Below are 13,381 nucleotides of genomic sequence, written 5' to 3'. Positions count from 1 at the left end.
GGTCCCTCGCCAGAACAGCACCCCCCCCCCCCGCAAATCGCGATCAGGACAGCAGGGCGTCGAGTTTGGCGCGGACGCGGTCCATGTCCTCTGTGTACTTGAGCACGGCGCCGAGGGTGCGGGCGGCGGTTTCGGCGTCCAGTTCGTCGCGGCCGAGTGCGGTCAGTGCCTGTGCCCAGTCCAGGGATTCGGCGACACCGGGCGGCTTGAGCAGCTCCAGCTCCCGCAGCCGGCGCACCGCGGTGGCCACCTGGGTGGCCAGCCGCTCGCCGATCCCGGGCAGGCGCCGCCGCAGGATCGCGATCTCCCGCGGCAGGTCCGGGTGTTCGAGCCAGTGGTAGAGGCAGCGCCGCTTGAGCGCGTCGTGCACCTCGCGGGTGCGGTTGGAGGTCAGGATCACCAGTGGCGGCTGGGCGGCCCGCACCTCACCGAACTCGGGGATGGTCACCACGTTCTCGTCGAGCAGTTGCAGCAGGAACGCCTCGAACTCGTCGTCGGCGCGGTCGATCTCGTCCACCAGCAGCACGCACGGCGCCGTGGTCAGCGCCCGCAGCAACGGCCGGGCCAGCAGGAAACGCTCGGTGTAGAGGGACTGCTCGGCCACGTCGACGTCGACGGTGTGCCCGGCGGCCTCCAGCGCGCGCAGGTGAAGCAACTGACGCGGGAAATCCCATTCGTAGAGCGCCTGCGACGCGTCGATGCCCTCGTGGCACTGGAGGCGGATCAGGGGCAACTCCAGCGACTGGGACAGCGCCACCGCCAGCGAGGTCTTACCGGTACCGGGCTCGCCCTCGCAGAACAGCGGCCGCTGCATCCGCAGGGCGAGGAACGCCGCCGTGGCCACGCCCTCGTCGGCGAGGTAGCCGGTGGTTTCGAGCGTTTTCGCCAGGTCTTCAGGAGAGTTGACCGTCACAAGCACCCAGCCTACGGGTTGAGGTCGGCCGGCGTGTCCACGTCGCCGCCGGTGCCGAGATCCGAACAGTCCACCAGACGCAGGTCCTCCCGCCCGGCCAGCCAGTCCCGGGCCCCGCGGTCACCCCGCGCGCCGTCCGCAATCTCGTCCCACCAGCGGCGGCCGATCAGCACGGGATGTCCAGGTACGCCCTGGTAGGAGGCCCGCGCGACGATCTCGGGCGAGGCGAGCGCGGCCAGCCGCGCGACCACCCGGGCGTCCACACCGGGCAGGTCGACCAGATGCACGAGCACGGCGTCGGCCTCCGGCAGCGAACGCAGGCCCACCCGCAGTGAGGCGCCCATCCCGTCCGCCCAGTCGGGGGCGTGGACCGAGACCGCCGGGTCCGGCAGCAGCACCCGCACCTCGTCGGCGCGGGCGCCGAGGACCACGCGGATCGGCGAGCAGCCGCCGTCGGTCAGCGCCCGCACCGCGCGGCGCACGAGCGGTTCGCCGTCCAGTTCGACCAGTGCCTTCGGCCGCCCGAACCGGCGTCCGGCTCCGGCCGCCAGCAGCAGCCCCGCACAGCTAGCCACGGCAGGCCTGGGCGGGGGCTACCGCAAGATCGTCCTCGATGTGCCGGGCAGCGGCCAGGAGCGGCGGAACCAGGTCCGCCTCCACCGATTCGCGGGTGTTCCGGCTGGCGTGGGTGGACAGGTTCACCGCGGCGATCACCGTGCCCCGCCGGTCGCGGATCGGCGCGGCGACCGAGCGCAGCCCCTCCTCCAGTTCCTGGTCGACCATCGCCCAGCCCTGTTCGCGCACCTTCGCCAGTTCGGCCCGCAGCGCCGCCGGTGAGGTGAGGGTGTGCGAGGTGAGCCGGTCGAGCTGGGCGTTCTCGAAATAGGCCGCGAGGCCGTCGCTGTCGAGCCCGGCGAGCAGCACGTGCCCCATCGAAGTCGCGTACGCGGGGAAGCGGGTGCCGACGTTGATGCTGACCGTCATGATGCGGGACACCGCCACGCGCGCCACGTAGACGATGTCGGTCCCTTCCAGCACCGACACCGAACTCGACTCGTGCACCTCGGCGGAGAGCCGCTCCAGGTGGGGCTGCGCGACGTCCGGCAGGGTCATGCCGGCCAGGAACGCGTAACCCAGTTCCAGTACGCGAGCGGTGAGCGAGAAGTACTTGCCGTCGGTGCGGACGTAGCCGAGGTCCACCAGGGTGAGCAGGAACCGGCGGGCGGCGGCCCTGGTCAGTCCCGTCAGACGGGCCACATCGGACAGTGTCAGCTCGGGAGTGCCCTTACCGAAGGCCCTGATCACCGCCAGCCCGCGATCCAGCGACTGCACGTGATGTGCCGCGCGCTCGTCCATACCGCTCACCCTAGTTCAGCGCCGGAAGAATGCCGGGAAGTGGCTCGCCCGGCTGGACGGTGCCGTCACTGCGATTGTGCGGTCGGCTCGCCGAGCTCGGCGAGGGTCCGCTGGGCGATGGCGAAGGCCGCGTTGGCGGCGGGCACCCCGGCGTACACCGCGGTGTGCAGCAGCACTTCGCCGATTTCGTCCGGGGTCAGGCCGTTGGTGATCGCGGCCTTGACGTGCATCGCGATCTCGTTCTCGCAGTGCAGTGCGGTGAGCACCGCGAGGGTGATGCAGCTGCGGGTCCGGCGGTCGAGTCCCTCCCTGGTCCAGATCGACCCCCACGCGGCGCGGGTGATGTAGTCCTGGAACTTCCGGGTGAATTCGGTGGTTCCGGCGATGGCACGGTCGACGTGCGCGTCCCCCAGCACCTCCCGCCGGATCGTCATCCCCGCCTCGTACACCTCGTCACTCACGCAACGGCCTCCTGTGTTTTGAGATGTCCGATGATCAACTCGGTGAACGTCTCCGCCTGCTCGTAGCTGCCCAGGTGCGCAGCCTGGGCGACGACCTCGAACCGCGCGCCGGGAATGGTGCGGGCGATCAGTTCGCCGTGCCCGGGCGGGAGGGCGTGGTCGTCGGCTCCGGAGATCACCAGCGTCGGCGCGGTGATCCCCGCCGACTCCGGCACCAGGTCGAGGTCCGCCAGGACCTCGCAGCAGGAGGCGTAGCCCTCGGCCGGGGTCGCGGCGGTCATGTCCCGCAGGCGCACCGCCTCCGCGGGGTGCGCTTCGACCCAGGCGGGGGTGAACCAGCGGCCCAGGCTGCCGTCGGCGATCTCGGCCATGCCGTCCGCCCGCACCTTCGCGGCCCGGTCGAGCCACATCTGCCGGTTGCCCGGCCGGGCCGAGGTGCAGCACAGGACGAGTCCGCGCACCCGCTCGGGCGCGTTCGCCGCCAGCCACAGGCCGGTCATGCCGCCCAGCGACAAGCCCGCGAAATGGGCCGAGGCCACGCCCAGCCCGTCGAGCAGCGCCAGCACGTCGCCGCCCAGGTCGTCGACCCGGTACGGGCCCGGCGGCACCGGCGAGCCGCCGTGCCCGCGCGTGTCGTAGCGGATCACCCGGAAACCGTGTTCCACCAACGGTTTCACCTGCGGCTCCCACATCCGCAGATCGCTGCCGAGCGAGTTGCTCAGCACCACGACCGGCGCGTCGTCAGGACCATCGGCGACGTGGTTGAGTTCGATGCTCAAAGATCTGCCCTTCGCTCGTCGTGTGCGGCGAGCGCGCGTTCCACGAACTCACGCGCGCTGCCGAGGTAGTCCGCCGGGTCCAGCAGCCTCTCGATCTCCTCGCGGCTCAGCCGCCCGCCCACCAGCGGATCCCCGGCGAGCAACTCGGCCAGCTCCCCTTCCCCGGCGAGGGCCCGTGCGGTGCAGGCGGTGACCGCGTCGTGCGCGGCCAGCCTTCCGGTGTCCTCGGCCAGTTCCGTGGTGACGCGCTCCGAGAGCACGGCCCCGCCGGTCGCGTCGAGGTTGGCGCGCATGCGCGCCTCATCCACCTCGAGCCGCTCCAGGCTGGTCCGCAACCAGTACGCCGCCGATCCCGCACACCGGAGCAGTTCGGTGAACGGCCGCCATTCGGCGTGCCAGGCCCCCGCGGCACGCTGGTACTCCTGGGGCATCGCCGCGAGCAGGGTGGCGACGAGCCCCGGAGCCTGCGCGGCGGCGGCCTGCGCGGCGACGGCGGCCACCGGATTCCGTTTGTGCGGCATGGTGGACGAACCGCCGGCCCCCTCCGGGCCGCGCTCGCTCAGCTCGGCCACCTCCGTCTGCGCGAGCAGCGTGATCGTCCGGGCCGTTCCCCCGATCACCCCGCAGATCCGGCCCAGCACACCGGCGATTTCGGCGATGCGGCCGCGCTCGGTGTGCCACGGCAGCACGGGCTCGGCCAGGCCGAGCCGCGCGCTGAACGCGGCGAGCACGGCCGGGCCCGCCTCGCCGAGCGAGGCGAGCGTTCCGGTGGCCCCACCCAGTTGTGCCGCGAAAGCGAGCCTCCGCAGGGCGGTCACGGCACCGTCCACACCGGACAGCCAATTCGCCGCGGTGAGACCGAACGTGACCGGAAGCGCCTGCTGGAGCAGGGTCCGGCCGGCCTGGACGGTGCCGATGTGTTCCCGGGCGAGACCGGCGATCCGGTCGGCCGCCGCGTCGAGGTCTTCGAGCAGCGGCTCCCGCGCCCGTGCCGCCAGCAGCATCGCGGCGCTGTCCATGACGTCCTGGCTCGTCGCTCCGAAGTGGACGAAGCGTGCCGCCTCGCCACCAACCTTCGCGGTCAGTTCGCGGACCAGCGGTGCCGCCGGGTTGCCCACGCCCACGGACTTCATGCCCAGTTCCGCGGTGTCGAAGTAGCCCTCACGGCAGACTTCGGCGATGCGGTCGGCGTGTTCGCGCGGAACCACCCCGGCGTCCGCCCCGGCCGCGGCGAGTGCCGCCTCGACGTCGAGCAGGGCACGCAGCCAGGCCGTGTCGCTCACCTCGTCGCGCACGGCACCGGCGGCCAGCACCGGGTCGAAGAGCTCAGACATCGAAAGACCGCTCAGACATCGAAGAACACTGTCTCGCCTTCGCCTTGGACACGCACGTCGAACCGATAGCCGTCCTCGATCCGGGCGGCGACGAGGGTGCCCCGGCGCACCTCGGGCACCAGGTTCAGCACCTCGTCCGCCGCGTTCGCGTCCTCGTTCTCCGGGAAGTAGATCCGGGTGACCACGCGGTGCAGCATGCCGCGGCCGAACACCGAGACGTCGATGTGCGGCGCCTGCATCCGTCCTTCCCGGCCCGGCACCGCGCCGGGAAGCCGGGTCAGGATGCGGTAGGAGCCGTCCGGTCCGGTGGGGCACCGGCCGAACCCGCGGAAGCCCGGCACCCGGCCGCGGGGGTCGTCGGGGTGGTCGAAGCGGCCGTCGGGATCGGCCTGCCAGGTCTCGACCAGCGCGTCGGGAATCGGCTCGCCCGCCCCGTCGGTGACCGCCCCGCGGATCCAGACCGCGCCCGGCGTGCCCTCCGGCACCACGAACGGACCGTCCTCCCACGGCAGGCCGATCGCCAGGTAGGGCCCGACGGTCTGCGAAGGGGTCGTCATTCGTCCTCCTGTGTCTTGCGGGACACCCGCACCCGGTCGGACGAACAAGCCGGAAGAACAGCGTGGCTCATTCGCCCTCCTCCTCGTCGTTCTCGAAAACCGTCTGTTCCCGCCCCCGCACCACGATGTCGAACCGGAAGGCCAGCGCCCAGTGGTCCACGGTCCGGTCGAGGTCGAACTTCGAGATCATCCGCTGCCGTGCCTTCTCGTCCGGCACCGAGTTGAAGATCGGGTCCTGGAAGAACAGCGGGTCGCCCGGGAAGTACATCTGGGTGACCAGCCGCTGGGTGAAGGCCATGCCGAACACGGAGAAGTGGATGTGCGCGGGACGCCACGCGTTGTCGTGGTTCTTCCACGGGTACGCGCCCGGCTGGATCGTGGTGAACTCGTACCGGCCCTGCGCGTCGGTCAGCGTGCGGCCCGCCCCGGTGAAGTTCGGGTCGAGCGGGCCCGGCCAGTTGTCGCCGGTGTGCCGGTAGCGCCCGGCGGCGTTCGCCTGCCAGATCTCGATGAGCGAGTCCGGGATCGGGCGGCCGTCGCCGTCGAGCAGCCTGCCGTGCACGATGATCCGCTGCCCGATCGGTTCCCCGTCGTGCTGCCGGGTGAGGTCGTTGTCGTGCTCGCCGAGGCGCCCCGGGCCGAGCAGCGGTCCGGTCACCTCGGTCAGCAGGTGCGGCAGCACCGCCAGCGGCTGCTTCGGGTGCCGCAACGCGGTCGAGCGGTACCCGGGCGAATCCAGCGGTGGATGGGTGCCCTCGGGATCCCGCCGGTACCGCGGCAGGATCAGCTTGTCACTGGCGGGTGCTGCCATAGCACGCTCCTTCCCTTTTCAGCCTTCCAGCACGACGGCCAGCCCCTGGCCGACGCCGATGCAGATGGCGGCCAGCCCCCACCCGCCGCCGCGCTGCCGCAACTGGTGCGCGAGCGCGCCGAGGATGCGGCCGCCGGAGGCGCCGAGGGGATGGCCGAGCGCGATCGCGCCGCCGTTGACGTTGACGATCGCCGGGTCCAGCTTGGGCCAGTCGGCCAGGCAGGCCAGCGACTGCGCGGCGAAGGCCTCGTTGAGTTCGACCGCCGTCAGGTCTTCCCAGCCGATACCCGCCCGCTCCAGCGCGATCTCCGCGGCGTGCACCGGCCCGATGCCGAACATGTCGGGATCCACGCCCGCCGCGCCCCGCCCGGCGATCCGCGCGAGGGGTGCGCGGCCGAGGCGGTCGGCGGCCTTGGCGTCGCCCAGCAGCACGGCCGAGGCGCCGTCGTTGAGCGGTGAGGAGTTGCCCGCGGTGACCGTGCCCTCCTTGCGGAAAGCGGGCTTGAGCCGGGCGAGCTTGTCCAAAGTGGAGTCGGCTCGGATGCCTTCGTCCCGGGTCAGCCCGGTCCCGGGCACCGGCACCACGTGCGTGTCGTAGAAGCCCTCGTCCCAGGCCCTGGCCGCGTTGAGGTGGCTGCGCAGCGCGAACTCGTCCTGCTGCTCGCGCGTGATGCCGTACCGCTGTGCCAGCCGCTCGGTGGCCTCGCCCAGCGAAACCGTCCACTGTCCGGGCATCTCCGGGTTCACCATGCGCCAGCCCAGGGTGCTGGAGTGCAGCGTCTGGTTCCCCGCGGCGAACGCCTTCTCGGGCTTGAGCAGGATCAACGGCGCGCGGCTCATCGACTCCACGCCACCGGCGACCACGAGCGAGGCGTCCCCCACCTCGATCGACCGGCTCGCCTGCATCGCCGCGTCCAGGCCCGAACCGCAGAGCCGGTTGACCGTGCTGCCCGGCACGCTGGTCGGCCAGCCGGCCAGCAGCGCCGCCATGCGGGCGACGTTCCGGTTGTCCTCACCGGCCTGGTTGGCATCGCCGAGCACCACTTCGTCCACAGTGGAGGGATCGAGACCGGTGCGGCCGGCCAGCTCGCGCAGGACGTGCGCGGCCAGATCGTCGGGGCGCACACCCGCCAGTGCGCCGCCGTAGCGGCCGAACGGGGTACGGATGGCGTCGAGAACGTATGCGTCGGTCATTTCGCGGCCTTCAGTTCGCGCAGGGCCTCGAGTTCGGCCTCGGTGGGGGCGGGGGTGCGGGACAACTCGGGCGACACCTTGAGGTCCCAGCCGGTGGCCTCGCGCACCTGCGCCACCTCGACCCCTTCGTGGATCCCGGTCAGTACCAGCTCGGCGGTTTCCGGATCGGGGCGGAACACGCCGAGGTCGGTGATCACCAGGGTGGGCCCCGCCCCGGGCAGGCCCAGCCGCTGGCGCTCGCCCCGGCCCCGGCCGTGCCCGAACGAGGTGACGAAGTCGACGCGGTCGACGAAACTGCGCTTGCTCTGCCGCACCACCACGTACACCTCGCGGCAGGAGGCGGCGATCTCCGGCGCGCCACCGGCGCCGGGAAGGCGCACCTTGGGGTGGGCGTAGTCCTCCCCGATGACGGTGGTGTTGATGTTGCCGAACTTGTCGAGCTGCGCGGCACCGAGGAACCCGACGTCGATCCGCCCGGGCTGCAGCCAGTAGTTGAAGACCTCGGGCACGCTGATCACGGCGTCCGCGGTTTCGGCGAGGATGCCGTCCCCGATCGAGGCGGGCAGGCGGGTCGGCTTGGAGCCGAGCGTGCCGGATTCGTAGATGAGCACGAGGTCCGGCGCGTGGGTGCGGCGGGCGAGGTTGGCCGCGGTGGAGGGCAGGCCGATGCCGACGAAGCACCGCTGGCCGCCGGTGAGCGCGCGGGCCGCGGCGATCGACATCATCTCGTCGGACGTGTAGTTCACCGGGCCACCTCCTCCGTCACGCCGAACACCTTCTCGTCCAGCCACTGTTCGAACGAGTCCCTATTCCGCCCAATGGAATCCCAATACTCGTAATACTCGTTGTCGCGCTCGTAGTAGCCCTGCGCGTACGAAGGGTGCGCACCGCGGGGCACCTCGGCGACCGCGGTGACGGCCCAGGACGGCAGCACGACCTGGCCGGGCACAGGGGTCAGCTCGTCGACGATCTCTTCGACTGTGACGAGGCTGCGCCGCGCCGACAGCACGGCCTCCTTCTGCACGCCGACCAGGCCCCACAGCTGGACGTTGCCCGCCCGGTCCGCCCGCTGGGCGTGGATGATCGAGACATCCGGGTTGATCGCGGGCACCGCCGCGAGCCGCTCACCGGTGAACGGGCAGGTGATCTGCTTGATCGTGTCGGTGTGCCGGGGCAGATCCGTGCCCGTGTAGCCGCGCAGCACGGCGAACGGAAGACCGGACGCGCCCGCGACGTAGCGGTTGGCCATGCCGGCGTGGCTGTGTTCCTCGATCTCGAGCGGCACCGGCCACGCGTTCTGCACGGCGTCGCGGAAGCGGTGCAGCGAGCCGACACCGGGGTTGCCACCCCACGAGAAGATCAGCTTGCGCGCGCAACCGGCCCCGATGAGCTGGTCGTACACGATGTCGGGCGTCATCCGGACCAGCGTGAGGTCCCGGCGCCGCTGGCGGATGATCTCCTGCCCGGCCGCGTGCGGGATCAGGTGGGTGAAGCCTTCCAGAGCGACGGTGTCACCGTCGTGCACGAGGCGGGCGACGGCGTCGTGAAGCGGCAGTATCTCGGCCATGAACCTCATTCCGTTCGTATTGCGCACACAAGTTCTCCATAAGAACGTACTTGCCCGCCCCGCCGTCGGCAAGGAAGGGTGGGCGCATGCGCATCGTCGTCACCCGGCGGATACCCGGACCAGCCCTGGAGATACTGCGTGCCGCGGGCGAGGTGTGGCTGCCCGACGAAGACCGCGCGCTCAGCCCGGAGGAACTGCGCAAGGCGGTGGGCGGCGCCTCGGCGGTGGTCTGCATGCTGCACGACACCATCGACGGCGCGGTCGCCGATGCGGCGGGCCCCGGGCTACGGGTGGTCGCGAACGTGGCCGTGGGCTACGACAACATCGACGTCGCCGCGCTGGCGGCGCGAGGCGTGGCCGTGACGAACACGCCCGGCGTGCTGACCGATGCCACCGCGGATCTCACCGTGGGCCTGCTGCTCACCCTGACCCGCCGCATCGCCGAGGGCGACCGGCTCCTGCGGGCGCGCACCCCGTGGTCGTTCCACCTCGGATTCATGCTGGGTTCCGGGCTGGCGGGCAAGACCCTCGGCATCATCGGCCTCGGCCAGATCGGGCAGGCCGTCGCCAGGCGGGCCAGGGCCTTCGGCCTCGACATCGTCTACAGCGGACGGTCGCGGGTGCCCGCCGCCGAGGCCGCGCTGGACGCGCGCTTCGTGCCTCGGGACGAACTGCTGGCGACGGCGGACGTGGTGTCGCTGCACTGCCCGCTGACCCCGGAGACCCGCCACCTGATCGACGCGGCGGCGCTCGCCGCGATGAAACCGAGCGCCTACCTGGTGAACACCACGCGCGGCCCGGTCGTGCACGAGGCGGCACTGGCGGACGCGCTGGAGCGCGGCGAGATCGCCGGGGCCGCGCTGGACGTGTTCGAGCACGAACCCGAGGTGGAACCCCGGCTGCTGGAGCTGGACAACGTGGTGCTGACGCCGCACCTCGGCTCGGCCACCGTGGAGACCCGCACCGAGATGGCCGTACTCGCCGCCCGCAACGTCGCGGCGGTGCTCTCCGGGCAGGAACCGCCAAATCCGGTGCGCGGCTGATTGGTACGCCAGTACAGTTTTCGCGTGCGACTCACCGAACAGATCCTGATCTTCGACGCGGACGACACGCTCTGGGAGAACAACGTCGTCTTCGAGCGCGTCATCGACGAATTCCTCGACTGGCTGGCGCATCCCACCCTCGACCGCGACGCGCTACGCCGCATCCTCGACGACATCGAACGCGCGAACTCCGCCGCGCACGGCTACGGAAGCAAGGTGTTCCTGCGCAGCCTGCACGACTGCCTGGAACGGCTGCGGCAACGGCCCGCCACCGAGGACGAGCGCCGCGAGATCCTCCGGCTGGCCGACGCGCTGATCCACCACCAGGTCGAGCTGATCCCCGGGGTCGCCGAAACCCTCGACGAGCTCGCCGGACGGCACGAACTGTTCCTGCTGACCAAGGGCGACCACGACGAGCAGCGCCGCAAGATCGAGGCCTCCGGGCTCGACCACCACTTCCGCGGCGTGCACATCGTGCGGGAGAAGCACGCGGGCTGCTACCTGCAGCTCGTCGAGGAGCACGGGATGGCGCCGGACCGGGCCTGGATGATCGGGAACTCCCCGAAGTCGGACATCCTCCCGGCCCGGCAGGCGGGGCTCAACGCGGTGTTCATCCCCAACGACAACACGTGGGCCCTGGAACACGAGGAGGTTGACCCGGCCGACGACCGCGTCCTCCACCTCACCCGCTTCCCGGACCTCCTCTCACACTTCTAGGGCCTTTATCGATGGGCCTGGCACCACAGGGTGCTTTCTCACCCTGACCGCAGCCCGGCCGCGGTCAGGGTGAGATGCCTTGCCAGTGCCTCCATCGCGGCGTCGGCGTCGCGGGTGAGCGTCAGCTCCGCCAACTGGCGGTGCTCGCCGACGTGATCACGCTCGGGCGCGCGGCGCGAAGCCCAGCGTCGAGCCAGTTCGCTCGCGGACCACATCCGGTCGAAGGTTTCCAGCAGAACAGGATTGCCGCACCCGTCGAGCAGCGTGCGGTGGAAGACCCGGTGGGCTTCGGCCCAGGCGTCGGTGTAGTACCCACCCTCCTCCGGCTCGGACGGCGGGGTGCGGGCCAGCCGGTGGTGCGCGGCCTGCACGCGGGATTCCCAGTCGAGATCCCCGTGCTCGATGGACAGGCGGAGCACGACCGGTTCGACGGTCCGGCGAGCTTCGGCGATCTCCTGCCAGCGCCGGTCGGAGAACCCCGGCACGGCGAAACCACGGTTGGGCAGCCGGTCGGCGAGGCCATCGCCCACCAGCCGTACCAGCGCCTCGCGCACCACGGCCAGGCTCACGCCCTGCTCCTTGGCGAGTTCCTGGGGTTTCAGGGCAGCACCGGGGGCGTGGTCGCCATGCATGATCGCGTGCCGAAGATGCGCGTAGACCTGCTCGGAGAGCATCTGCTTCCGCGGCGAGGACGGATCGTGGGCCGTTCGTGTCACCACCTCATCATAGATGATCGGGTAAATAATCGATTTATTTTGCTATCATCGATGATGCGTCCCTGCCTGAGCAAGGAGAACCATGTCCCTCGCCGATCGCCCACCGATAGACCTCGCCGCCGTTCGGACGGCCGGTCAGGCCATCGCGTCGGCACACCTGTTCATCTACTTCGTCCCGGAGGCCGGGGAGGAGGCCGCCAAGCTCGGCGTGACCGACCGCGCACCCAGGTACTTCGCGTTCCGGGCGGCCGCGATGGGTGCCGTTCCGTGGCAGGTGGCACTCGCCACCTTCTACAACTTCAGCCCGCGGGCGGTGCGAACGATGGGAGGCGTGTGGGACACCGCGCCACCCGAGCAGTGGCAGGCCGCCCGCTTCGTGGCGGCCGATCGCGCGATGCGGCGCGTCGGCGCGACCCTGACCGACGACCGAATCGCGGAAGCACGGTCGCTGCTGGATCGGGTCGTGACCGTGGCCGAGTACGCCGGTAAACCGCTGGCGGCCGCCAACGCGTCGGTGCCCCTGCCGTCCGACCCGCTTCTCGCGCTGTGGCAACAAATCACGGTGCTCCGCGAATGGCGTGGCGACGCCCATCTCGTCGTGCTCGCCGACCATCGGCTCGGGCCTTGCGAATGCGTCGTCCTGCATACCGCGACCGGAGGCGTGCCCGCGTCGGTCATGCGCGCGACGCGCCAGTGGAACGACGAGGAATGGGCCGCGGCGACGGCAGGTCTCGTCGCGCGCGGCTGGCTCAACGCCGACGGCACCGTCACCGAAGCCGGCATCGCGGCTCGCGAGCAGATCGAGGTCGAGACCGACGAGCACTGCGCCCCGCTCTGGGCACCCGTCGGCGACGCCGGTGCCCGCCGCCTCGCCTCACTCATCGCACCGATCACCGAGGCGTTCACCGCGGCCGGCACCTTCAACCAGTTGGGCTGACCGCGGCCGGGCCGACCGGGCACGTGGCCATGCCGTGAAGGGACCCTTCACGGTCGTATCGGCTGTGAAGGGACCCTTCACGGCTGCCGATGAGGGGGTCCCTCACGGTACGGCTCAGACGGGGCCACCGGGCTGCGGCATCACCGCGAAGCTCAGCTGACCCTGATCGTCCTGCTGGACGTCGAGGACCTTGTCGTCGAGGAACTGGGCGGCCTGCGGTTCGAGGAACACCCGGGCGCCGTGCTCGTCCACCACCTGGTCACCGTCTTCGGGCCGTCGGGCCACCGACAGCGCCAGTTGTGCCCCGGCCTCCTCCTGCCGTTGCACGGCGAACCGCAGGCCACCGGTTTCTTCCTTGCCTTCCTGGGCGGTCAGGGCGTTGATCGCCTCGGCCGCGGCGTCGGTCATCGCGAGCATGATCGTCATCCCTTCGGTTTCATGCGCTCGTACCCCGACCGTAGGGGCGTGGCGCGCGGCCCGCTGGCCGAACGCCGCCCGATGCGGCGCCAGAACGACGGTTTCACCAGTTCACGCCGGGGTCAGGCCAGGTCGTGCGGTTCGCCGGGCGGGGTCCGCAGCCCCTCCGCGACCGACCCGCCGGGCTTGTCCGCGTTCTGGTCCTCCTCCACGGTGGGGACCCGGCCTTCGACGGCGGGCTCCTCCGGCACGAGCGTCTCGGCCTCCCCTGGCCGGTCGTCGATCGTCTCGTCGAGCTCCTCGGCGGGAGTGATGGCCACCGGACGGTCCGGAACCGGATCGGGCTGCACGTCGGGCTGCTCCTGCCGGAGCCGCTCGTCCAACGGCTCCCCCCGTACACCTCGTTCGGAGTGGTCCCGTAGCGATCCGAGTGCGCGTACCGTTCCGGCGGTTCGACACCCTCCTCGAGCGGGTCCAGCCGCAGCCGGTCTTCGTCCAGGTCCTCGGCGCTGAAAAGACCGGCCGGATCGGTCTCGGCGGCATCGGGAACGGGGTGTCCGTGGGGCTCACTCATGGTCG

The 13,381-nt window shown here is 71.1% G+C and carries 17 protein-coding genes; 3 read left to right on the top strand and 14 right to left on the bottom strand.

All coding sequences use genetic code 11. The annotated features are described in order from the left end of the window. Positions 1-43: 43 nt before the first annotated feature. The 11 genes from ORV05_RS04370 to ORV05_RS04320 all read right to left on the bottom strand — a co-directional run bounded on the left by ORV05_RS04370 (position 44) and on the right by ORV05_RS04320 (position 8,972). A complete protein-coding gene (locus tag ORV05_RS04370; RefSeq protein ID WP_144592890.1) occupies positions 44-913 on the bottom strand; it encodes an AAA family ATPase in 870 nt (289 codons plus the stop codon). Positions 914-924: 11 nt separating this feature from the next. After that, positions 925-1,488 (bottom strand): nucleotidyltransferase family protein, encoded by a 564-nt coding sequence (locus tag ORV05_RS04365; protein WP_268757155.1) that lies wholly within the window; start codon positions 1,486-1,488, stop codon positions 925-927. Next, complete coding sequence (locus ORV05_RS04360; RefSeq protein ID WP_268757154.1) at positions 1,481-2,269, bottom strand: IclR family transcriptional regulator; 789 nt, start codon at positions 2,267-2,269, stop codon at positions 1,481-1,483. The genes ORV05_RS04365 and ORV05_RS04360 overlap by 8 nt, the downstream gene beginning before the upstream one ends. A gap of 65 nt (positions 2,270-2,334) precedes the next feature. Then, positions 2,335-2,730, bottom strand: coding sequence for a 4-carboxymuconolactone decarboxylase (pcaC, locus tag ORV05_RS04355; protein WP_268757153.1), 396 nt, complete (start codon positions 2,728-2,730; stop codon positions 2,335-2,337). Beyond that, positions 2,727-3,503, bottom strand: coding sequence for a 3-oxoadipate enol-lactonase (pcaD, locus tag ORV05_RS04350; protein ID WP_268759699.1), 777 nt, complete (start codon positions 3,501-3,503; stop codon positions 2,727-2,729). The genes pcaC and pcaD overlap by 4 nt, the downstream gene beginning before the upstream one ends. Positions 3,504-3,505: 2 nt before the next feature. Further along, on the bottom strand, positions 3,506-4,843 hold the full coding sequence (locus ORV05_RS04345) for a class-II fumarase/aspartase family protein (RefSeq protein ID WP_268757152.1): 1,338 nt from the start codon (positions 4,841-4,843) through the stop codon (positions 3,506-3,508). A gap of 11 nt (positions 4,844-4,854) precedes the next feature. After that, positions 4,855-5,400 (bottom strand): protocatechuate 3,4-dioxygenase subunit alpha, encoded by a 546-nt coding sequence (gene pcaG / locus ORV05_RS04340; RefSeq protein ID WP_268757151.1) that lies wholly within the window; start codon positions 5,398-5,400, stop codon positions 4,855-4,857. A 67-nt stretch (positions 5,401-5,467) separates the two neighbouring features. Further along, positions 5,468-6,211, bottom strand: a complete 744-nt coding sequence (gene pcaH, locus ORV05_RS04335; protein ID WP_268757150.1) for a protocatechuate 3,4-dioxygenase subunit beta — start codon at positions 6,209-6,211, stop codon at positions 5,468-5,470. A gap of 18 nt (positions 6,212-6,229) precedes the next feature. Beyond that, entirely contained in the window at positions 6,230-7,405 is a 1,176-nt protein-coding gene (locus ORV05_RS04330; RefSeq protein ID WP_268757149.1) for a thiolase family protein, read from the bottom strand. Further along, positions 7,402-8,130 carry a CoA-transferase subunit beta gene (locus ORV05_RS04325; RefSeq protein WP_268759698.1) on the bottom strand — a complete coding sequence of 243 codons (729 nt, stop codon included), beginning with the start codon at positions 8,128-8,130 and terminating at the stop codon, positions 7,402-7,404. Before ORV05_RS04325 ends, ORV05_RS04330 begins: the two co-directional genes overlap by 4 nt. Positions 8,131-8,147: 17 nt before the next feature. Continuing rightward, a complete protein-coding gene (locus tag ORV05_RS04320) occupies positions 8,148-8,972 on the bottom strand; it encodes a CoA transferase subunit A (RefSeq protein ID WP_268757148.1) in 825 nt (274 codons plus the stop codon). Positions 8,973-9,058: 86 nt separating this feature from the next. Between ORV05_RS04320 and ORV05_RS04315 the strand changes: the two genes are divergently transcribed. Then, the gene (locus ORV05_RS04315; RefSeq protein WP_268757147.1) at positions 9,059-10,015 is read left to right on the top strand and encodes a 2-hydroxyacid dehydrogenase; all 957 of its coding nucleotides are present in this window, start codon (positions 9,059-9,061) and stop codon (positions 10,013-10,015) included. 24 nt (positions 10,016-10,039) lie between these two features. Beyond that, on the top strand, positions 10,040-10,732 hold the full coding sequence (locus ORV05_RS04310; protein WP_268757146.1) for an HAD-IA family hydrolase: 693 nt from the start codon (positions 10,040-10,042) through the stop codon (positions 10,730-10,732). Positions 10,733-10,770: 38 nt separating this feature from the next. Here ORV05_RS04310 and ORV05_RS04305 read toward each other — a convergent pair whose 3' ends face one another. Continuing rightward, positions 10,771-11,406 (bottom strand): GntR family transcriptional regulator, encoded by a 636-nt coding sequence (locus tag ORV05_RS04305; RefSeq protein ID WP_268759697.1) that lies wholly within the window; start codon positions 11,404-11,406, stop codon positions 10,771-10,773. Positions 11,407-11,530: 124 nt separating this feature from the next. On the opposite strand from ORV05_RS04305, the gene ORV05_RS04300 reads away from it, so the two are divergent. Continuing rightward, on the top strand, positions 11,531-12,385 hold the full coding sequence (locus tag ORV05_RS04300; protein ID WP_268757145.1) for an SCO6745 family protein: 855 nt from the start codon (positions 11,531-11,533) through the stop codon (positions 12,383-12,385). A 114-nt stretch (positions 12,386-12,499) separates the two neighbouring features. Here ORV05_RS04300 and ORV05_RS04295 read toward each other — a convergent pair whose 3' ends face one another. Beyond that, on the bottom strand, positions 12,500-12,802 hold the full coding sequence (locus ORV05_RS04295; protein ID WP_268759696.1) for a HesB/IscA family protein: 303 nt from the start codon (positions 12,800-12,802) through the stop codon (positions 12,500-12,502). 122 nt (positions 12,803-12,924) lie between these two features. Then, positions 12,925-13,185: a hypothetical protein gene (locus tag ORV05_RS36420; protein ID WP_407652685.1), complete on the bottom strand. Its 261-nt coding sequence runs from the start codon at positions 13,183-13,185 to the stop codon at positions 12,925-12,927. Positions 13,186-13,381 lie beyond the last annotated feature (196 nt).

The organism is Amycolatopsis cynarae (assembly GCF_026802195.1).
In the GTDB taxonomy this organism is placed as follows: domain Bacteria; phylum Actinomycetota; class Actinomycetes; order Mycobacteriales; family Pseudonocardiaceae; genus Amycolatopsis_E; species Amycolatopsis_E rhizosphaerae.
This window is presented reverse-complemented; position numbering and strand designations above follow the sequence as displayed.

What these genes read in the sequence shown, in the direction of transcription:
- ORV05_RS04360 (WP_268757154.1), bottom strand. Translation starts at nt 2,269, where the DNA reads ATGGACGAGCGCGCGGCACATCACGTGCAGTCGCTGGATCGCGGGCTG.
- ORV05_RS04345 (WP_268757152.1), bottom strand. Translation starts at nt 4,843, where the DNA reads ATGTCTGAGCTCTTCGACCCGGTGCTGGCCGCCGGTGCCGTGCGCGAC.
- pcaG (WP_268757151.1), bottom strand. Translation starts at nt 5,400, where the DNA reads ATGACGACCCCTTCGCAGACCGTCGGGCCCTACCTGGCGATCGGCCTG.
- pcaH (WP_268757150.1), bottom strand. Translation starts at nt 6,211, where the DNA reads ATGGCAGCACCCGCCAGTGACAAGCTGATCCTGCCGCGGTACCGGCGG.
- ORV05_RS04330 (WP_268757149.1), bottom strand. Translation starts at nt 7,405, where the DNA reads ATGACCGACGCATACGTTCTCGACGCCATCCGTACCCCGTTCGGCCGC.
- ORV05_RS04325 (WP_268759698.1), bottom strand. Translation starts at nt 8,130, where the DNA reads ATGATGTCGATCGCCGCGGCCCGCGCGCTCACCGGCGGCCAGCGGTGC.
- ORV05_RS04320 (WP_268757148.1), bottom strand. Translation starts at nt 8,972, where the DNA reads ATGGCCGAGATACTGCCGCTTCACGACGCCGTCGCCCGCCTCGTGCAC.
- ORV05_RS04315 (WP_268757147.1), top strand. Translation starts at nt 9,059, where the DNA reads ATGCGCATCGTCGTCACCCGGCGGATACCCGGACCAGCCCTGGAGATA.
- ORV05_RS04305 (WP_268759697.1), bottom strand. Translation starts at nt 11,406, where the DNA reads ATGCTCTCCGAGCAGGTCTACGCGCATCTTCGGCACGCGATCATGCAT.
- ORV05_RS04300 (WP_268757145.1), top strand. Translation starts at nt 11,531, where the DNA reads ATGTCCCTCGCCGATCGCCCACCGATAGACCTCGCCGCCGTTCGGACG.
- ORV05_RS04295 (WP_268759696.1), bottom strand. Translation starts at nt 12,802, where the DNA reads ATGCTCGCGATGACCGACGCCGCGGCCGAGGCGATCAACGCCCTGACC.